Source organism: Streptomyces sp. NPDC048484, assembly GCF_040651415.1.
Classification (GTDB): domain Bacteria; phylum Actinomycetota; class Actinomycetes; order Streptomycetales; family Streptomycetaceae; genus Streptomyces.
On record NZ_JBEZJY010000089.1, the window covers coordinates 1 to 20,070 of the forward strand.

Here is a 20,070-nt window from a genome sequence, read left to right on the forward strand (position 1 = left end):
AGCATCCCCACACCCTCACCCCACCCCGTACCATCCGCATCATCCGAAAACGCCTTACACCGACCATCAGCCGACAACCCACGCTGCTGACTGAAGTCCACAAACGCATCCGGCGACGCCATCACCGTCACCCCACCCGCCAGCGCCAGAGAACACTCACCCGACCGCAACGACTGCACCGCCAGATGCAACGCCACCAACGACGACGAACACGCCGTATCCACCGACACCGCAGGACCCTCAAGACCCAACGAATAAGCAATACGCCCCGAAGCGATGCTCGCCGCGCTGCCGTTTCCGAGGTAGCTGGTCAACTCCTGCGAGATCCGGTCGGACTGGTCGCCCCAGTAGTAGTGCATGATCCCAGCGAAAACGCCCGTGGGGGTGCCGGCCACCGACGTCGGGTCGATGCCCGCGTGCTCGAACGACTCCCACGAGGTCTCCAGCAGCAGCCGCTGCTGCGGATCCATCGCCTGCGCCTCACGCGGACTGATCCCGAAAAACCCGGGATCGAACTCCCCCGCATCATGCAGGAACCCGCCCTCACAGACATACGACTTCCCCGGGAGCCCCGGCTCCGGGTCGTAGATGCCCTCGACATCCCAACCACGGTTGACCGGGAAGGGCGATATCCCATCGGTGCCTTCGGACACGAGGTGCCACAGTCCGTCGGGGGAGTCGACACCTCCGGGGAAACGACATGCCATTCCGATGATCGCGATCGGCTCGTCGTCGGCTGTCCTGGCGGGGAGGGGTACGCCGATCGTCGCAGCGGTTCCGAGCACGGTCGACCGGATGTGGTCGGCGAGGGCGCGGGGGGTCGGATAGTCGAAGATCAGTGTCGCGGGAAGCGTGAGGCCGGTGGCGGTGCCGAGTCCGTCGCGCAGTCTCACGGCCGCAAGCGAGTCGAATCCCATGTCCCTGAACGCCCGGCGCGGATCGATCGCCTCGGCGCTCTCGTGCCCGATCACCGTGGCGGCGCGGGTGCGCACGAGGTCCAGAATCGCCGCGTCGCGGTCCGCTTCGGGAAGGTCCCGGAGTTCCAGAAGCAGCGACGGCTCGTGCGGTACGGGAACCTCGCTCCGAGGCTCGTCGGCGAGCTGGATCCTGCTGGTCGCCGGCGTGGCTTCCAGCCAGTAGCGCCGCCGTTGAAAGCTGTACGTGGGGAGAGGTACTTTGCGCGCGTCGCGCCCGTCGAAGAACCGGTCCCAGTCGATCAACGCTCCGCGGGCGTGCAACCAGGCAACTGCCGATACCATCTCGCGCTCTTCGTCGTGTCCACTGCGCAGTGTCGTTGCGAAGTCCGCGTCCGAGGAGCCGGGCCCGAGGCAGTCCCGGACCATCGCGGACAGGACGGCGTCCGGGCCCACCTCCAGGAAGGTGGCCACGCCCTGGGACTCCAGCCACTGAATACCGTCGTAGAACCTGACCGGTTCACGCACGTGCCGTACCCAGTACTCCGCGTCGGGCGAGACGGGCCGGCCGGTCAGGTTCGAGACGAGAGGGATGCTCGGCGGTCGGTAGGTCATCGCCTGCGCGAGCTGGCGGAACTCCGTCAGCATGGGTTCCATCAGGGGCGAGTGGAACGCGTGCGAGACTCGCAGCTGCCGTGTCCTCCGGCCCAAGGCCGCGAAGTGTTCCGCGAGGTCCGCCACGGCATCCGCCGGACCGGACAACACCACCGAGGAGGGGCCGTTCACAGCGGCGATGCCCACCCTGGTATCCAGGAGGGGCAGGATCTCCTCCTCGGTGGCCTGTATCGCGGTCATCGCCCCGCCGCCGGGCAGTTCCTGCATCAGGCGGCCGCGCGCGGCGACCAACAAAGCCGCGTCTTCGAGCGACAACACACCCGCAGCATGCGCGGCCGCGAGCTCACCAACAGAGTGCCCGCTCAGGTAATCCGGTACGACCCCCCAGGACTCCAGCAGCCGGTAGAGCGCCACCTCGACGGCAAAAAGGGCGGGCTGGGCGTATGCCGTCCGGCCGAGCAGAGCCGCTTCGGGCGTACCTTCCCGTGCGAACAACACGTCGTGCAACGGGACTTCCAACTGGATGTCCAGGTAGCCGGCGGCCTCGTCCAGGGCCTTGGCGAAGACGGGGAACGTGCGGTGGAGGTCCCGGCCCATGGCCAGCCGCTGGCTGCCCTGCCCGGTGAACAGGAAGGCGACCGGGGCCGACGATGCCTGCCCGAGGATCGTTCCCGGGGCGCTCCGGTCCTCGGCCAGCGCGTCCAGGGCGCGCAGGGCCTCGGCTCGGTCTCCGGCGACGATGACAGCGCGGTGCTCCAGTGCGGCCCTGGTCGTCGCGGCCGAATAGCACACATCGAGGAGTGGCAATTCCTGGTCCGACGCGAACAGGGAGCGCAACCGGGCGGCCTGAGCGCGCAGCGCCTGCGGGTTCCTGGCCGATACAACCACGGGGGTCACCCCGGTGTGGACGGGGCCGCGTTCGTCGATGTCCTCGGTGAGAGGCTGCTCGATGATCACGTGTGCGTTGGTGCCACTCGCGCCGAAGGACGAGATACCGGCTCGGCGGGGGTGTCCGTCCGGTGGTGTCCAGGGCTCGGGTGCGGTCAGCAGGCGGATGGTCCCGGACCGCCAGTCGATGTGCGGTGACGGCTCGTCCACGTGGAGGGTTCTGGGGTGCAGGCCGTGCCACATGGCCATCACCATCTTGATGATGCCGGCCGCTCCGGCGGCGGCGCCGGTGTGGCCGATGTTCGACTTGACCGAGCCCAGCCGCAGCGGCTGCTCGGTCGAGTGGGCACGACCGTAGGTGGCGATCAGTGCCTGGGCTTCGATCGGGTCGCCGAGCCGGGTGCCGGTGCCGTGGGCCTCGATCGCGTCCACCGTGTCGGGGGTCAGGCCTGCGTCGGCGAGCGCCTGCTGGATCACGCGCTGCTGTGCCAGGCCATTCGGCGCGGTCAGGCCGTTGCTCGCACCGTCCTGGTTGATGGCGCTGCCACGTACCACCGCAAGCACCGTGTGACCGTTGCGTCGGGCGTCCGAGAGCCGCTCCAGTACGAATACGCCCGCCCCTTCGGCGAACGCGGTGCCGTCGGCCGCCGCGGCGAACGCTTTGCACCGGCCGTCGGCCGCCAGGCCTCGCTGCCGGCTGAACGCGGTGAACGTCCCTGGGCTCGCCATCACGGTGACACCGCCGGCCAGCGCGAGCGAGCACTCGCCGCGGCGCAGCGACTGGACCGCCAGATGCAGGGCGACCAGGGATCCGGAACAGGCTGTGTCGACCGTGAGAGTGGGTCCTTCGAGGCCGAGGGTGTACGCGACACGGCCGGACACCACGCTGGGCGCGTTGCCCGTCATGAGGTATCCATCGAGCCCGTCGGGTGCCTCATGCAGCCGGGGGCCGTACTCGTGGGGCTCCATGCCGACGAACACCCCTGACTGGCTGCCCCGCAAGCGCCCCGGGTCGATGCCGGCCCTCTCCAGCGCCTCCCACACGGCCTCCAGCAGCAGGCGCTGCTGTGGGTCCATCGCCAGGGCCTCGCGCGGGCCGATCCCGAAGAAGTCCGCGTCGAAGTCGCCCGCGTCGGGCAGGAATCCACCGCTCCGTACGTAACTCGCTCCCGGGGTGTCCGGGTCGGGGTCGTAGAGCCTCTCCAGGTCCCAGCCGCGGTCCGTGGGGAAGTCGGAGACCACGTGGGTGCCCTCGGCCACGAGCCGCCACAGATCGTCGGGCGACTGCACACCGCCCGGGTACCGGCAGCCGATGCCCACGATGACGATCGGTTCGTTGCCGGTGGCCGTCGTCGGGGCGGGAGCCGGGGCTTCTTCGGGGAGACCGAGCACCTCGGCGCGCAGGTATTCGGCAAGGGCGGTGGGCGTCGGATGGTCGAAGCCGATCGTCACCGGGAGCTCGAGTCCGGTCGCCGCGGTCAGTCTGGCGTGCAGCTCAACCAGTCCCAATGAGTCGATGCCGCGGACCTGGAAGGCTACTTCCGCCCCGGCGCCTGTCACGGTGGAGGCTTCCGGTGCGGCCTTCCTGACCACCGCGGTGGTCTCGGCCGAGACCAGATCGAGCAGCACACGCCGCTGTTCGGAAGCAGGCAGATCCGCCAGCCGGAGGGCAAGTTCCTCGCCCGTTGCAGGTACCGTTTTCCCGGACTCGCTCATCTGCGCACTCCATTATTACGGCAGGTATTACGGCAGGCGATTGGAACCACGCACTTTCGGCACCTTATGGTTACAGAGATTCCACGCGAACCCCTATATACCCCTGCCGAACATCGGCAGACCCGGCCCCGAGCAAACGAAAGACGAGTGGACTACAGGCGAAACGAACGAACTCAGCAGGACCGCATCGGAAACAATTCGGAGCACGGACCGGACGGCCTTCGGAACTCCAGCCGGTCAGCCCGCGTGCACCGGGTCCGCGCCAATGTCGTCTCCGGGATCCGGCCTTTTGTCGCCGTAACCGTCGCCGCCCTGCGGGACCCGGAGGCCGGGGCTCAGCCGCTCGCCGCTGCGGGCATCCGCATGCTGTCGGCGGTATCGCGCAGCGGATTCAGACGGTCCTCTCCGATCGCCGCGCGCCGTTCGGGGTCGGTCACGCCCAGACCCGGTTCCGGGGCGAGACACAGAACGCCCACCTTTCCGGTGTGCGCGTTGGCCTGCACGAGCCGGACGGCCTCGGCGGCCTCGGTGAGCGGGTAGAGCGCGGACAGGGTCGGCATGAGCTTCCCCAGGTCGAACAGGCGCATGCACTCCCACAGTTCCTGCAGGTTGGCACCGTGGCTCCCGATGACCCGCTTCAGGTTCATCCACAGATAGCGGTTGTCGTACTGGTGCTGGAATCCGGTGCTTGACCCGCAGGTGACGACCACGCCACCACGGCGGGCCACGAACACGGAGACCCCGAACGTCGCGGCGCCGGTGTAGTCAAAGACGATGTGCGGATCACCGCCGGCCTTCTGCCGGATGATCTTTCCCAGTCGCTTGCCGACCTCGACCGTACGCTCCGGCGAGGTCAGAGCGACGTCCCCGTTCCCCATCCCGATATCGTCCCTGTTGATGACGATGTCGCAGCCGAGGGCTTCCAGGAGCTTGGCCTTGCGCTCCGAGCCGACCACTCCGACCGGTATCCCGCCGCCGTTCTTGACCAGTTGCACGGCGAGGGCGCCAAGGCCACCTGTCGCCCCCCAGATGAGGACGATGTCGCCTTGCTTCATGCAGGCGCCATGCCTGCTGACGAGCATGCGGTAGGCGGTGCTCGCGCACAGTGGGATGCTGGCGGACTCTTCCCAGGTCAGATGGGCAGGCTTACGGACCAGTTGAGTCGCGCGCGCGATCGAATAGTGCGCCATGCCGCCGAAGTTCGTCTCGAAGCCCCAGGCGCGCATCTCGCTGCCCATCATGCCGTCGGAGTGGGTCGCCGGCTCCTGGTCGTCGACGTGCACGGGATGGATCACCACCTGGTCGCCGATCTTCCAGCGCCGTACGCCGCTGCCGACCCGGACGATGACTCCGGCGCCGTCCGAACCGACCACCTGGTAGGGCCTGTCATGCCGCTCGGCGAAACCGCCGCTCCTGGCATAGCGCTTCAGGAAGTCGAACGTCGGGATCGGCTCGAACATCGCCGACCAGACGGTGTTGTAGTTGACGGAGCTGGCCATCACCGCGACGAGCACCTCGTCCGGTGCCAGCTCAGGCGTCGGCACCATGCCGACGCGTAGCGACTTGCGTACGTCTTTGTCCTCGATGCCCGCGAACATGCCGACGTCCTCGACCCGCAGATGGACGGCAAGATACTCGTCGGGTACCGGTGTCCGTTCGAGCTGCGCGGGAGTCGCTCCACCGAGCAGGGCATCAGTCATGGAATCCATTCCGGTTCCTTCCTCTCCTCAGGATGGGAATGTCAGCCCCACCGCGGTTTCCGGACGGGCCCCGTACCCGATGGCGGTCCATGCCAATGACGCGCTGTCTCGTGGAACAGCCGGTGGAAAACGACGGATACTGCAGCGCGGTATCCGTCGCTACTTGGCTGAAGGAAATTTCCCTATGCCGTGCGAAGGTCAGGAAGGGTTAATTTCCGTCACGGAGCCGTTTCTGCCACGCAAGACGCTACCGGCCTGCCGCACGGCCCCCTACCCTTATCGCCCCCTACCGGGCTCCGCCGCCCTAGCCCTTGGCCGTGGGCTGGAGCGGGCCCCCGGTCTTCACAGAGCGGAGACCGCGGCGTGTGCCGCAAGGGCCGCGCGATCGACCTTTCCGTTCTCGGTGACGGGGAGTTCATCGAGGACGTACAGCCCTTTGGGCAGCATGTAGGCGGGCAGTGTTTCGGCGCAGAAGGCGCGCGCTCCGGCTTTGTCGAAGGGCGTGGCTGTGGATCCGATGACGACGAACGCGTTCAGTTCGGGTTCCCTGCCCGGTCGCGGCAGCAGCTGGGCCGCGGCGGCGACGACGCCGGGAAGTTCCGTCAGCCGGCGCTCGACCTCCCCCAGTTCGACCCGGTTGCCCAGGATCTGCACCTGGGAATCGACGCGGCCGCGGAAGTACAGCTCCCCGTCCGCGCCACGGTGGGCAAGATCCCCGGTGCGGAACACGATCTGGCCGGACAACCGGTTCAACGGATCGGGAACCAGAGCGGCGGCGGTTGCTTCCGGGTCACCCCAGTAGCCGGTGAAGAGCGCGGGGCTGCGCAGGTATATCTCACCGACCCTGCCGGGCTCCTCGATCGGACGGCCCTGGTCGTCGATGATCGTCATCTCGGCCCCGGGGTGGGCGAATCCGATGGAGAGCTTCTCCACGTCCTCGGGAATGGGGTTGGGTACGTCCGTCACCGAGCACGCCATGGACTCGGTCGCTCCGTAGCCGTTGACGAAGCGCACTTTTGGCAGCAGGGATTGGAGGCGACGCAGTTCGCGTAGCGGGAAGTCCTCCCCGGAGAAGAGGATGCCGTGGAGCCCGTCGAGACCGGCGAGCAGCTCCGGCTCATGGCGCATCACCGGCCGCCAGATCGACGGCACTCCATCGACCTGTGTGACCCCCGCATCGTTGAGGAATTTCAAGAAGCGCCGAGGCCAGCCCAGCCAGTCGCGTGGCACGGGGACCACGGCGGCACCGCTGCCCAGCGCGAATCCGATGTCGAACAGGGAGAAGTCGAACTGCAGCGGCGAGGTGGTGGCGACTCGGTCTTCGGCGGTGATCAGGCCGTGGTGCAGTATGCCGCGGAAGAACGCGGTGACGGCGCGGTGGCTCATCACCACCCCCTTGGCGCGTCCTGTCGTGCCGGAGGTGAAGATGATGTAGGCGGGGTCGGTCGCGACGGGCGCCCGCCGGTGCCGGACCCGTGACGCGGGCGGCCGCTCCACCTCCAGTCCCCGGGGGCCGAACCGGGCCGTGGCAACCCGCTCGGGAATGCCGTCGCGCCGTCCGTCGGCGGTCTGCAGATGCAGTGCGGGCTCGGCGGTCTCGATGATCGACAGCAGTCGCTTCTCCGGGGTCTCCGGACTCACCGGAATGAAAGGCAGTCCCAGCGAGGAGCAGGCCAGGAGCATCGCGATGGCCGCGGCGGACGTGCTGGATTCCAGGATCACCCGGTCCCCGACGTCCAGCCCCAGCGCGTCGAGTGCGGCGGCGTTCTCCCGAACCATGCGTTCGAGTTCGCCATAGGAGACCGTGCTGAGTTCGTCGTCGCCGTTGGGCTCGATGACGGCCGGCCGGTCGGGTGCTGACCTCACCGCCGCCAGCATGAACCCGTGCAGAAAATCATCTGTTGAGTGCTCACCGACAGAGACTTCTCGATTCGATGCCATGCGTTTCTTCCTCCGACGACTCATGCCGCGCCACTGAAGAATGGGAGATCGACTGAACTTCCTATCACGGCCCGATCCACATTAGCAACGAGCAGTCCCGGCAACAGAAGCGGACTTAGGGGGTGCTAGGGGTTCTGGCAATGCCGCCCGGATCGCAAAATTGCACGGAAACCGTAGCACCGCCCGCGCTCCACGGGCCACCGGAAAGGGACAAATAATGGACACTGAATTCCACGCAGATGTCGGGATAATTTTCCCGGCCATCGGTCCGTCGAAATTCGAGGACGTGGCAAAATTCTTGCTGCTCAATCCCTTCGCACGCCGCTTGGTCGCCATCGCGGACGAGACACTCGGCTATTCTCTGATTGATCGATACCGTACAGCCGAGGCCGACTACTCCGAGTTCGAACGGATCGCGTTCCTGGTCACCTGCCTCGCTCTCGCCCAGTGGTCCGAGGACGCCTGGGGCACCCGGGCGGAGGTGTGCGCCGGGCCGAGCTTCGGAGGCACTCCGGCGGCGGTGTACTCCGGGGCGCTGGGCCTGCCGGACGCCTTGCGGATGACCGCGGAGTGGGGCCGCCGCATCGAGGAATACTTCAGCCGGGAACATCGCGACGTGGTGACCCAGTCCTGTGCCCGCCTCCCGGAGGACCTGCTTGCCGAGGTACTGGCCGAACTGGCTCAGCAGGGTGAGTGGTACGACGTCGCCTGCTACGTGGACCGGGACTTCCACATGGTGTCCCTCCGGGAGGGAAAGCTCGACTGGCTGCAGAAACGCCTGCGCTCCGCGGGCGGCCTTCCCCTGTACACCATGCGCCCGCCGATGCATTCGGATGCCTTCCGCCCGCTTCGGGACCGCGTCGAGCGCGAGGTCTTCGACGGTGTCCGCTTCGACGATCCGACGATCCCTGTCGTCTCCGACCATGACGGGACGGTTCTGACCTCCGGCGACGAGGTGCGGACAATGCTGCTGGACGGCATGGTGCGCCCGGTGCGCTGGCTCGCGGTGGTGGAGACGCTGAAGCGGAACGGAGTCGGCAAGCTGCACATATCGGGGCCCGACAACCTCTGGGGCCGGGTGCGGTGCATGACACAGAACTTCGACATCGTCCCGATCAAGCCGAGGACGGCGCTCCAGCCGCGCCACCGGGAACCCGTTGCCTGAGGTGCTCCGAGGGCCGGGGAACGGCTTCCCCGAGCCCTGTCGCGGCGGGCCGGGGGCCGAGCGGACCCGACCCGTTATTCAGGCAGGATTTCCTGTCATTTCGGAGAGGGTTTTCCACAGCACATCCGCGCTGGCGAAGCTCGCCGCATTCAGCGCGTCATCGACGAACCTGACGCCATAGTGCCCTTCGAGCGCAGCGAGCAATTCAACCTTTCCCATCGAATCCAGCCCGAGATCCACGAGTTCGGCACTCCCGTCGAGCGGCTCGGCGGCCGGCAGGAAGGGCAGTAGCGTGCGCAGAATCTCCTCGAACTTTTCGTCCCACATGATGAATACCGAATCCTCTCCACTGCGTGATGCCGATCCCCGCCGCTGACAAGGTAGGACCGGGTTTCCGCGGTCGGCAACCCTTATCAACCCCATACTGGGAGGAAAAATGAACGACCTGCCCGACTACGCATTGCACTCGCGTTTCCTTCGCGGGCTCGCCGGCGCCGCGGAGCGCCCGGCGATCCGCGTGGGCGCCGAGACCGTCAGCTTTGCGGAGGCCCACGAACTGGCCCTGCGCTGGGCAGGCGCACTGCTGGCCGGCTCCGCGGAACCGCTGAGGGCGGTAGGTGTGCTGGCGAACACCGGGATCGAGGGCTTCATCGGCAACCTGGCAGCGCTGTACGCGGGCTGCACCGTCGTACCGCTGCACCCGGACTTCCCCGCGCTGCGCACCAGGCGAATGATCCAGGCCGCGGGGGTCTCAGCGGTGCTGGCCGATGAGCAGGGGCTCTCGGCGCTGACCGCGGCGGAGCTGGACATCCCCGTACTGGTTCCCCGTCGCTCGGGCGAGGGGGATGGGCGGCAGCGCTCGATCTCGTCCGTTCCGCGGCACACTCTCGACGCACCGCTGATGGTCAAGCCCTCCGATGTCGCGTACATCCTGTTCACGTCCGGCTCGACGGGGCGGCCCAAGGGCGTGCAGATCACCCACGGCAACATGGCCTCCTACTTCCGGTCCGTGGACGAGCGGTACGACTTCTGCGCGGAGGACGTCTTCTCGCAGACCTTCGGCCTGAACTTCGACTGCGCGATGTTCAATCTGTTCTGTGCGTGGAACGCCGGCGCGAGCGTGCACGCGGTGCCCGCCCAGGCGTACCGAGACCTGCCGTCATTCCTGGCCGAGCGGCGGATGAGCGTCTGGTTCTCCACACCCGTCAGCATCTCCCTCGTCCGCCGCATGGGGGGACTCGCCCCCGACGCGCTGCCGACCCTGCGCTGGAGCTTCTTCGCCGGCGAGGCGCTGCAATGCCAGGACGCGGCCGACTGGCAAGCCGCCGCGAGCGGCTCGGCCGTGGAGAACCTGTACGGGCCGACCGAGCTGACGCTGACCATCACCAGCCATCGGTGGTTACCGGAAGTCTCCGCCGGGCTCGGGGTGAACGGCCTGGTACCGATCGGGGCGGTTCACGAGGACCACGACCACGTGCTCCTGGACGAAGACGAGAAGATCGCCACCACCGAAGGCGAACTGTGTGTCACCGGCCCTCAGCTGACGCCGGGCTATCTCGACCCAGCCGACAACGAGCCCCGGTTCCTGGAGCATGACGGACGCACCTGGTACCGCACCGGGGACCGGGTCCGGGCCCTCGCCGGGAATGAGCTGCTCTACCTGGGGCGCCTGGACTCCCAAGTACAGGTGCAGGGGTGGCGTGTCGAACTCGCCGAGGTCGACCAGGCGGTGCGGGGATGCACCGGCGTCGACGACGCGGTGACCGTCACCCGGCCGGCCGACAGCGGTGTCGAGCTGATGGTCTTCTACACCGGCGCTCCCGCCCCTGTCACCGTCCTCGCCCAACAGCTCCGGCGGATCCTCCCGCACGGGCTGATTCCCAGGCACTACCAGCACGTCGAGGAGTTCCCCCTGAATGCCAACCGGAAGGTGGACCGGGGACAACTCGCACGCGAGGCCGCCGGAACGGCGCGCGAGAGCTGACGTCGCGGCGAGCAGGCTCGGCGCACGTCACTCCCCGGCGGAATCCGCCGTCGACACCCGCTCGTCGATGAGCACTCCGATACCGTCCAGCACGCAGCGCAGGCCGAACTCCTGGCCTTGCCCCTCCGCGACACTGAAAGCGCCCGCCGCCATGGCCTCCATCAGCGCCGGGTAGCGATCACTGTGCTTCTCCACCAGCATCCCCACCGCGGAGCCCCACTGCTCGCCGGTGACGTCCTTCTCGCCCCGTTCCATGTCGACCGAGTACTGCGCCCAGTTGCGGACGTGCCCGTTGACGACGAGGACCGCGTCCACCTGCTCGGATCCATTGAGCCCGGTGTCCGAGAGGGCACGCACAGCGGATTCCAGCCAGCCCATTTCGTTCGGACCCGTGAGCCGGTCGTGAGTGTTCACGTCCAACAGCCAGGGATGTCTGTGGAAGACCATCCAGAACTGCCGCGCCCACTCCTCCATTCTGGGCCGCCACCCGCCCGGCATCTCGCCCAGCACGGGGGGTGTGGCCAGTGCCGCGTCGGTCATGAGACTGATCAGCTGGGTCTTGCCAGGCACGTAGCGGTACAGCGACATCGTCGTGAAGCCGAACTCGGTGGCCACCCGTTGCATCGAGACGGCCCCCAGCCCCTCGCCGTCGGCGATCTTCACGGCGGCCCCGACGATCCCCTCGATCGACAGTCCCCGTTTGGGTCCGCGGCTCGGACGCTCCTGCTCCCCCCACAGCAGTTCCACGCCGAGCCGGTTTCCATTGCCGGCACCAACCTTCTCCGCTGCCATGTGTAGCTCCTGACACTCGTCTCGGCGGCTGATTTTGGGTCTGTTGACACCCACCTTAGATCTGTGTAGAACATAAACACAATCGTATGCGGGCTACACAATTTCACTCGTGATCACGGAGGGCACGTAATGAGCAGGTCAGAAAACATGCCGAAAACGTCAAAACCCCCAGCACCTCTAGGTGCCAGCAGGTGGGTCGCACTGGTCGTCATCTGCATGGCGGCACTCGTCCTCAGCGTCGACCTGACGGTCCTTCACTTGGCCGTCCCGGCCATTACCGAGGACCTCAACCCGACGTCCAGCCAGATCCTGTGGATCGCTGATATCTACGGTCTGGCCCTGGCCAGCCTCCTGATCACCATGGGCAACCTCGGCGACCGGATCGGGCGCAAGAAGCTGCTGCTCGCCGGGTCGGTGGCATTCGCCGCGGCGTCCGCGCTGACGGCCTACGCGTCCAGCCCGGAATTACTGATCGCCTGCCGGGCACTGCTCGGCATCGCCGGCGCGACCATCTACCCGACCACACTTTCGATCATCCGGAATCTCTTCACCAACCCGAAGGAACGGACGGCCGCGGTCGGCATCTGGACCGGCATGATCAGCGGAGGCATGGCCCTCGGTCCGGTCGTCGGTGGGCCTCTTCTCAACAACTTCTGGTGGGGCTCGGTCTTCCTCATCAACGTGCCGGTGATGGCCATTCTCCTGGTGGTCGGCATCACCGTCATCCCGGAGTCGCGCAATCCCCGTGCCGGGCGACTGGACATCCCCAGCGTCCTGACCTCCATCATCGGCATCATGGCCGTCGTCTACGGGATCCAGGAATCCATCCACGACGGCTTCGGTCAGCCGCGGATTCTCGCAGCCGTCTCAGTGGCCGCGGTCAGCCTGTCAGCGTTCGTCTGGAGGCAGACCCGGATCGCGGATCCGCTCATCGACGTCAGGCTGTTCCGCAACCGCGCCTTCTCGGGGGCCGTCTCCGCCAACACCATCGGCCTGTTCGCCTTCATCGGATTCTCGCTCCTGCTGAGTCAGTACCTCCAGCTTGTACACGGCTGGTCGCCCCTCAAAGCCGGCCTGGCACTGCTGCCGCCCAACATCCTGGCCATCGCGCTCTCCCCGGCCCTCGGCTTCATCGTGCCCAAGGTGGGCCGGGCGCGGGTCATCTCCATGGGCCTGGCCCTGGGCGCGGTGGCGATGCTGCTCTACACACGCACCGATGTGGACTCCAGCTACGTTGTCATCCTCATCCCCACACTGGTGCAGGCGCTCGGCGCGATGTCCATCTTCGCCGTCACCGCCGACATCATCGTCAACAGCGTCCCGAAAGAGAAGTCCGGCGCCGGATCCGCGATCGCCACGACGGCCGCCGAACTCGGTGGCGCCGTGGGCATGGCGGTCCTCGGCAGCGCGCTGAACCTCGTCTACCGTCGCTCGGTCGACCTGCCGCCGGGTCTGCCGGAAAAGGTGGCCGAGCAGGCGGGCGACAATCTCGGCGCCGCGCTCGCCAGTTCGGCGGAGCTGCCGTCCGACCAGGCCCAACAGGTCGCCCTGGCCGCCAAGCAGGCCTTCATGGACGGCATGCACACCGCCGTGCTGGCCAGTGCCGTACTGCTTCTCATCGTATCCGTGACCTGTCTGTTCACCCTGCGAGGCCTGCCTGCGGAGTACCCCGACGACCCGGAGGACGACGACCCGGCCGCCCTCCCTGAGCAAGCAGGACCCTCCGCCCAGTCGTCATCGTCCTCGTTGCGGACCGAGGCCCACCCGGGCAGTTGACCAGCACGGGCCAGTCCCGTCTCCGTAAGCGACCCGTCGCCGATCAGAAGAGATGAAACGCAATGGTTGTGGGTAAAATAGCCCGTTTCGATGAGACCCGCGGATATGGATTCATCACGCCTGAAGGCGGCGGGAGCGACGTGTTCATGCACGCCAACGATCTCCTCTCCGACAAGCAACTGTTCACACGGGGGGTGCTTGTCGAGTTCGAGATGCGTGAAAGCGACCGCGGGCTGAAGGCTTTCGCCGTACGTATCGTCGAGGAGTCGTACACGGACCTGTCGTCCACGCCCGCCGCGGATCAGCCTGAGCTGACAGGCGACCGGCGCGTGGACGACATGTGTGACGCGCTCTCCACCGCCGAGTTCATGCAAGAGGTGACCGACGTCATCATCGAGAGGGTTCCGACAGCCACCTCGGAGCAGATCGTGCAGTTCCGGCAGAGCCTCGCGACGATCGCCCGTAGCCACGGCTGGCTCGAGGACTGACGACTGACCGCGACGACGGACCGCCGGCCGCAGCGAGGATCACCCGCCCCGCCGGTCCCCTGCAGGGCCCCTAGATACCGGTGCGCCGATTGGTTTAGGGGTCACCAGGCATGTCGCCACGCACGATTCGGCGGGAAGAATGACGCACGTCCATCGCGAAGGGGATCCGGAACGTCCTGCGAATCCATAGGTGGGACAGCTTTCGGACGAATTTGCTGCGCGTCTTTGTGTGCGGCACTGCCTGACGGATGGCGTCTTTCGGATGAGTTCAAAAAGCTCGGGAGGGCCGAATGGGCCGTGTAGAAGGCAAAGTTGTCATGATTACCGGGGCGGCGCGAGGGCTGGGCCGCAGCCATGCCGTGCGGCTGGCCGAGGAGGGCGCCGATGTCATCGCGATCGACGTGTGTGAACAGCCGTCGGCCGTCGAGTATGCGAGCAGCACACCGTCCGACCTGAGCGAGACCGCCCGGCTGATTGAGAAGTCCGGACGCAAGGCGGTCACCAAGCAGGTCGATGTACGCGACCGTATCGGGCTGAAGCAGGCGATCGACGAGGCCGTCGCCGAGCTGGGACGCCTGGACGTGGTCATCCCCAACGCCGGCATCAGCCCGCTCGGCGTGGACCGGCCGCTCAGCGCCTTCACGGACACCGTTGACATCAATCTCGTCGGCGCCATGAATACGGTGCACGCGGCTCTGCCGCACCTCGAGAGCGGTGCCTCGATCATCCTCATGGGATCAGTGGCGGGCCTGATGCCGCGCAGCGACGGCGGCGGAGCCTCAGGGCCCGGCGGTGCCGGTTACAGCTTCTCGAAGAAGATGCTCGACGAGTACGCGAACTGGCTCTCGGTGCAGCTCGCGCCGGGCGGCACGCGCGTCAACATCGTGCACCCGACGAACTGTGCCACCGAGATGTTCCAGAACTCGGCGGTCTACCGGACCTTCCGCCCCGACCTGGAGGACCCCACCCCGGAGGATGCCGAGGTGACGTTCAAGGCCATCCACGGCATGCCCATGGCGTACCTGGAACCGGTCGATGTCTCGCACGCGATCGTCTACCTCGCGTCCGAGGAGTCCCGTTACGTGACGGGGCTCCAGCTCAAAATCGATGGCGGGATGCTGAACAAGTTCGCGGCCGGCTTCAGTTTCGGCTAGAAGCAGCCCTCAAGTAATTCCGGAGAGGATGCCGCAGGGGCGTCCGGGACCCGACGGGACGTCGGCGGCCCGGACGCCCCTGCGGCATGTGCGCCGCCCTGCCTTCTTTCCTTCCCGGCTCTCTCCCCCGTCGCTCTCCCTCTCCCCGTTGCTCTCCTTCGGCGGTCGCTCTCCGCCGACTACTGCTCTGCGTCGACTCACGTGTAACACCGGGGACACGCAGAGCGCCCCCGTACGGCGGGGGATACCGTACGGGGGCGCGTGGGTGTCTCACCCAAGGGGCGAGCCTCGGAGAGACACCAGGGAGAAGGACGAACGGTTGTCGTCCTCAGGGCGGCGGCGTCGTGCGAGGAGGTCGCAGACAGGCAGCATTGCTCGGCCCGGGGTCAGGGAGCAAGGACGAGCGGCAGCTTCTGGAAGCCGTGCAGCCCGATGGCGTCCCGCCACACCGGCGTCCCCTCCACCTCCATCGTGGAGAACCGGTTGAACAGGGCCGGGAAGATTATCTGGGCTTCCATACGGGCGAGGTTGCCACCCATGCAGAAGTGGGCGCCGCCACCGAAACTCAGGTGCGGCCCATCGTCGCGCGAGAGATCCAGGCGATGGGGATCCGGGAACTTGCCGGGGTCACGGTTGGCCGCAGCCAGCATCAGCATGACCAGCTGGCCCGGGGGGATGTCGTGGTCGCCCAGCCGCACCTCCTGGGTGATGACCCGGGCGGTTCCCGATATGGGCGTACCGTGCCGCAGCAGCTCCTCGACCGCGCTGCCGGTCAGGCCGGGATCCTGCCGCCAGTTCCGCAGCTGGTCGGGGTTGTTGATGAGGCTGTAAATCCCGGAGCTGATGAGGTTCGTCGTGGTCTCGAATCCGGAGACGAAGAGGAAAGTGGCGAGTGCCATCAACTCGTCCTCGGACAGCCGGGAGTCCTTCGCCTCTTTCACCAGCGAGGACAGCAGGTCCTCTCGCGGTCGCGCGCGGCGCTCGTCGAGCAGGTCACTGAAGTAGTTGCGGAGTTCCTTGACCGAGGCGTTCGCCTGCGCCAGGTCCTCATCGGAATAGAAACCTCCCCACACCCGGGTCCAGTCGTTGGCAAGGTCGTAGAACAGCTTGCCCTGGTCCGCCGGGACTCCGAGCAGCTCACTGATCACCGCCACCGGGAAGGGGCTGGCCAGGTTGTCCACGAGATCGACCGGCTGCCCGCCCGCAGCCTTGTCAGCGAGATCGTCGAGCTGGCTGTTGGCCAGCTTCTCGATCACGGGCCGCAGTCCCTTGATGGAGGCCGGCGTGAAAACACGGCTCGCCAGACCGCGCACCCGGGTGTGGTCCGGCGGATCGAGGGTGACGATCGCCCGCAGGAACAGGCGCAGGGACTCGTGATCCTCCCAGTCCTCGCGCCGCAAGGCCGCAGCACGGGGGCCGTTGCTCACGTTGGGCGTCCGTGATGCAGCGTACACCTCGTCGTAGCCGGTGATCGCCCAGATGCCGATCGACGGACTCCAGTACACCTTGTCGGCCCGCTGGAGGATGTCATAGAACGGATACGGGTCAGCGGGCTGAGGCGGGCTGGCCAGTTCGAGCAGTGCAGCCTCCGCCTCCTCGGCGGAAACGACTGACGTCATCGCTGGTCTCCGATCGTGGCAGTGCGCCCGTTCGGCCGGAGAGGCCCTGGGGCGAATTCATGAGTAACGGTCCTTGAGGAGCGGTTCCTGAGGAACAGCGTGGCCGGCCGGAATAGGCGGTATGCCTGTGCCTGACCACCGGTCCTCATCACCGACGCCGAAATGCCGCAGCGATTTTTCGGTAATAATTTTCCGAGGCGGACGCCGACGAGCTCTTCCGTGAACAAATTACGGCGTAGTGGGATCGTTCCGTACCCCTATCCGCCCCTTATTCAGATTCTCCGGTGCTCCCGAAGCCGGGGCGGGGATCACGAGGCGGCCGAGCAAAGCGGAGGTGTGCGCCAGAGCTGGTTTCCCGAGGGGATCCGTTCCCTGGATTCCCCCGGCTATCAGCCGTCCTTGGTGCTACAAGCTCCTTCAGGAGATGCCGAGTTCGTTGTCCAGGACATCGAACAGCTCCTCGTCCGTCGCCTCCTCGTAGCCTTGTTCCGGTGCGGTCGTCCCGACGGACTCGCCGACGGCGTGCCACGCCCGCAGTACGGCCTCCAGACGGTGGGCGATCTTGGTGTGGTCGCCCCCGGTCAGGGACGTCGCCGCCAATGCGGCCTCCAACCGGTCTACCTCGGCGAGGACCGGTCGCGCCTCGTCAACCGACTTCGGACCGAACGACTCCTCGATGTACGCGGCCACCCCTCGTGACGTCGGATAGTCGAAGACCAGCGTCGTCGGCAGCTGCAACCCAGTGACCACGCGAAGCCGGTTGCGCAGTTCAACCGCGCCCAGCGAATCGAAGCCCATCTCCTGGAAGGCGCGCTCCGGTTCCACCGCCTCAGCCGACGCGTGCCCCAGAACCGTAGCCACATGGGTGCGCACCAGATCGAGCAGCAGTCGCTCCTTCTCTGTCGCGGAGAGCCCGTCAAGCCGCTGTTCCAGCAGCGCTGAAGCAGAGGCGCCACCCGCCAGGACAGCCTGCCTGCCCGACACCCGTACCAGGCCTCGCAGGAGCGCCGGCACCTCCTCGACCGCGGCGAGGGCACGGATCACCGCGAGGTCCAACCCGGCCGGGATCAGCAGGGTCTCGTCCGTCGCCAGCGCCGCGTCGAACAACGCGAGGGCCTCGTCCGTAGGAAGCACGCGTATCCCCTGGCGGCCGATGCGTTGCCGATCGCCCTCGCTCAGTCCTTGGTGAACTTCCCAAGGTCCGAACGCGAGCGAGGTGGCCGGCAAGCCCTGCGACCTGCGGTGTTCGGCCAAGGTGTCCAAGAAGGCGCTGGCGGCCGCGTGACCCGCCTGGCCTGCGGGAAGAAGCATTCCGGCCGCCGCGGAGAACAGCACGAAGGCGGACAACGGCAGGTCCCGGGTCAGCTCGTGCAGATGCCACGCCCCGTCGGCCTTGGGCCGCAGCACGGCGTCCGTTCGCTCCGGCGTCAGCGACCCGATCATTCCGGTACCGGAGACTCCGGCCATGTGTACCACAGCCCGCAGCGGGTGCTCGCCGGGTATTCCGTCGAGCAGCTCCCTCAGAGCCTCACGATCAGCCACATCGCATGTCGCGACCCGTACGTCAGCCCCGCACTCCCGCAGTTCCGCGACGAGTTCAGCCGCCCCCGGGGCGTCCGCGCCCCGGCGACCGGCCAGCACGAGATGACGTACGCCGTGCACCGCCACCAGGTGCCGTGCCACCAGTCCGCCCAGCGTCCCGGTCCCGCCCGTGACGAGCACGGTGCCTTCAGGTCCCCAACGAGTGGAGGTCTCCTCCCCGGCGGAAGCGGAGACGCGGGCGAGGCGGGGCACCATGACCACACCGTCGTGCACCGTCAGTTCAGGCTCCCCTGATGCCGCGGCCACCGAAACGGCCCGTCGTGACTCCTCCGCGCCATCCACGTCCACGAGCACGAACCGGCCCGGGTTCTCCGCCTCGGCCGCACGCACCAGACCCCATACGGGGGCATGGCGCACGGCGCCGCCAGTCACACCGTGCGTGACGACCACGAGCTTCGAGGCCACGAAACGCACGTCGTCGAGCCAACTCCGTATGGCGTCCACCACCTGATCCGTCGCCGTCCGCGCAGCCGCGAGTGTGTCACCGTCGGTCACGGGGCAGTGCAGGAACACCAGGTCCGGGGCCACTTCGTCGACCGCCGCCAGCGCATCGGCGAAGTGACGCTCGGGCAGCACGGTGGAGGGCCGTGACACGGACAGCGACTTCCACTCCATGCCGAACAGCGACCGCTGGTATCCGCCGGGAGCATTGCCGAGTTGCTCAGCAGACACGGGCCGGGATGTCACCGCACGTACGGTGAACACCGGCGCGCCGGTCTCGTCCACCGCCGACAGCATGACACCGTCCGCCTCCGCAGGTGCTATCCGCACCCTCAAAGCGGACGCTCCGGCGGCCTGCAGGGATACGTCGCGCCAGGCCACGGGAAGCCGTGTCCCACCTCCCGCGTCTTCCAGCAGCCCAGCGTGCAACGCCGCGTCGAGCAGCGCCGGATGCAGCGCGAACCGCCTGCTCTCGGTCCATGCCTGCTCATGCAGCGCGACCTCCGCGAAGATCTCCTCGCCCCGCCGCCACGTAGCCCGCAGTCCTCTGAAGACCTGCCCGTAGTCATACCCCCTGCCCGCCAGCAGCTCGTAGGCGCCCTCGGTGCTCACGGCCACCGCACCTGCCGGCGGCCATTGCGCCATGTCGAACGGGGGCTCGGCCGTCCGGTCGTCGTCCAGCAGTCCGCTGGCGTGCAGCACCCATGGCCCGTCCACCACACCCTCACCACGCGAAAACACCCGCACCGGCCGGGCTCCGGACGCGCTCGAGTCCTTTGCCGCACCTGAGCTTTGCGGATCCTGCGGAGCATCGACCACGACGTGGAGCTGGACGGAGCCGTGTTCCGGCAGCACCAGCGGCGCCTGCAGCGTCAGCTCCGCCACCCGGCCGCAGCCCACCTCGTCCCCGGCCCGCACCGCCAGCTCCACAAACGCCGTCCCCGGCAACAGCACCCGCCCCAGCACCCGGTGATCGGCCAGCCACGGATGCGTATCCAGACCGATCCGGCCCGTGAGTGCGACCCCGTCCGACTCCGGGGAAGACACCACCGCACTCAGCAACGGATGACCCGCCGCCGACAGACCCATCGCTGCCGGAGCCCCTGCTGTCGGTGTATCGACCAGCCAGTAGTGCTCACGCTGGAAGGCATACGTCGGCAACTCCACCCGCCGCGCCCCGCGCCCCGCAAACAACGCCGACCAGTCAACGTCCACACCGTCCACATACAACCGGGCCACCGCCTGAACCAGCGCGCGGGCCTGCCCGCCGGCCGC

General features: G+C 67.4%; 11 protein-coding genes and 1 pseudogene. 5 read left to right on the plus strand and 7 right to left on the minus strand.

Translation table 11 applies throughout. The features are described 5' to 3' along the window. The 3 genes and pseudogenes from AB0D14_RS43255 to AB0D14_RS43265 form a co-directional block, all read right to left on the minus strand. Window positions 1-4,106 (minus strand): annotated as a pseudogene (locus AB0D14_RS43255) (beta-ketoacyl synthase N-terminal-like domain-containing protein); the annotation flags it as partial. 362 nt (window positions 4,107-4,468) lie between these two features. Further along, complete coding sequence (ccrA, locus tag AB0D14_RS43260; protein ID WP_362790534.1) at window positions 4,469-5,842, minus strand: crotonyl-CoA carboxylase/reductase; 1,374 nt, start codon at window positions 5,840-5,842, stop codon at window positions 4,469-4,471. Window positions 5,843-6,175: 333 nt separating this feature from the next. Further along, complete coding sequence (locus AB0D14_RS43265) at window positions 6,176-7,774, minus strand: AMP-binding protein (RefSeq protein ID WP_362790536.1); 1,599 nt, start codon at window positions 7,772-7,774, stop codon at window positions 6,176-6,178. Between the two features lie 286 nt (window positions 7,775-8,060). Here AB0D14_RS43265 and AB0D14_RS43270 point away from each other — a divergent pair, with 286 nt between their 5' ends. Continuing rightward, window positions 8,061-8,939: an ACP S-malonyltransferase gene (locus AB0D14_RS43270; protein WP_362790539.1), complete on the plus strand. Its 879-nt coding sequence runs from the start codon at window positions 8,061-8,063 to the stop codon at window positions 8,937-8,939. Between the two features lie 78 nt (window positions 8,940-9,017). Here AB0D14_RS43270 and AB0D14_RS43275 read toward each other — a convergent pair whose 3' ends face one another. Then, entirely contained in the window at window positions 9,018-9,266 is a 249-nt protein-coding gene (locus AB0D14_RS43275) for a phosphopantetheine-binding protein (RefSeq protein WP_362790542.1), read from the minus strand. A 109-nt stretch (window positions 9,267-9,375) separates the two neighbouring features. Here AB0D14_RS43275 and AB0D14_RS43280 point away from each other — a divergent pair, with 109 nt between their 5' ends. Next, the gene (locus tag AB0D14_RS43280) at window positions 9,376-10,923 is read left to right on the plus strand and encodes an AMP-binding protein (protein WP_362790545.1); all 1,548 of its coding nucleotides are present in this window, start codon (window positions 9,376-9,378) and stop codon (window positions 10,921-10,923) included. Between the two features lie 27 nt (window positions 10,924-10,950). Here the strand turns inward: AB0D14_RS43280 and AB0D14_RS43285 are convergent, their stop codons facing one another. Further along, window positions 10,951-11,715, minus strand: a complete 765-nt coding sequence (locus AB0D14_RS43285; protein WP_362790548.1) for a TetR/AcrR family transcriptional regulator C-terminal domain-containing protein — start codon at window positions 11,713-11,715, stop codon at window positions 10,951-10,953. Window positions 11,716-11,862: 147 nt separating this feature from the next. On the opposite strand from AB0D14_RS43285, the gene AB0D14_RS43290 reads away from it, so the two are divergent. From AB0D14_RS43290 to AB0D14_RS43300, 3 genes are all read left to right on the plus strand, one after another. Then, window positions 11,863-13,491 carry a DHA2 family efflux MFS transporter permease subunit gene (locus tag AB0D14_RS43290; RefSeq protein WP_362790562.1) on the plus strand — a complete coding sequence of 543 codons (1,629 nt, stop codon included), beginning with the start codon at window positions 11,863-11,865 and terminating at the stop codon, window positions 13,489-13,491. Window positions 13,492-13,553: 62 nt separating this feature from the next. Beyond that, on the plus strand, window positions 13,554-13,979 hold the full coding sequence (locus AB0D14_RS43295) for a cold shock domain-containing protein (protein ID WP_362790550.1): 426 nt from the start codon (window positions 13,554-13,556) through the stop codon (window positions 13,977-13,979). Window positions 13,980-14,269: 290 nt separating this feature from the next. Continuing rightward, a complete protein-coding gene (locus AB0D14_RS43300; RefSeq protein WP_362790553.1) occupies window positions 14,270-15,133 on the plus strand; it encodes a mycofactocin-coupled SDR family oxidoreductase in 864 nt (287 codons plus the stop codon). Between the two features lie 386 nt (window positions 15,134-15,519). On the opposite strand, the gene AB0D14_RS43305 is transcribed toward AB0D14_RS43300, so the two are convergent. Then, the gene (locus AB0D14_RS43305) at window positions 15,520-16,752 is read right to left on the minus strand and encodes a cytochrome P450 (protein ID WP_362790556.1); all 1,233 of its coding nucleotides are present in this window, start codon (window positions 16,750-16,752) and stop codon (window positions 15,520-15,522) included. A 417-nt stretch (window positions 16,753-17,169) separates the two neighbouring features. Continuing rightward, on the minus strand, window positions 17,170-20,070 hold a 2,901-nt coding region (locus AB0D14_RS43310; RefSeq protein ID WP_362790559.1), incomplete at its 5' end, for an SDR family NAD(P)-dependent oxidoreductase.

Coding starts and splice junctions, on each gene's coding strand:
- AB0D14_RS43280 (WP_362790545.1), top strand. CDS start 9,376: ATGAACGACCTGCCCGACTACGCATTGCACTCGCGTTTCCTTCGCGGG.
- AB0D14_RS43305 (WP_362790556.1), bottom strand. CDS start 16,752: ATGACGTCAGTCGTTTCCGCCGAGGAGGCGGAGGCTGCACTGCTCGAA.
- AB0D14_RS43295 (WP_362790550.1), top strand. CDS start 13,554: ATGGTTGTGGGTAAAATAGCCCGTTTCGATGAGACCCGCGGATATGGA.
- AB0D14_RS43285 (WP_362790548.1), bottom strand. CDS start 11,715: ATGGCAGCGGAGAAGGTTGGTGCCGGCAATGGAAACCGGCTCGGCGTG.
- AB0D14_RS43290 (WP_362790562.1), top strand. CDS start 11,863: ATGCCGAAAACGTCAAAACCCCCAGCACCTCTAGGTGCCAGCAGGTGG.
- ccrA (WP_362790534.1), bottom strand. CDS start 5,842: ATGGATTCCATGACTGATGCCCTGCTCGGTGGAGCGACTCCCGCGCAG.
- AB0D14_RS43275 (WP_362790542.1), bottom strand. CDS start 9,266: ATGTGGGACGAAAAGTTCGAGGAGATTCTGCGCACGCTACTGCCCTTC.
- AB0D14_RS43265 (WP_362790536.1), bottom strand. CDS start 7,774: ATGGCATCGAATCGAGAAGTCTCTGTCGGTGAGCACTCAACAGATGAT.
- AB0D14_RS43300 (WP_362790553.1), top strand. CDS start 14,270: ATGGGCCGTGTAGAAGGCAAAGTTGTCATGATTACCGGGGCGGCGCGA.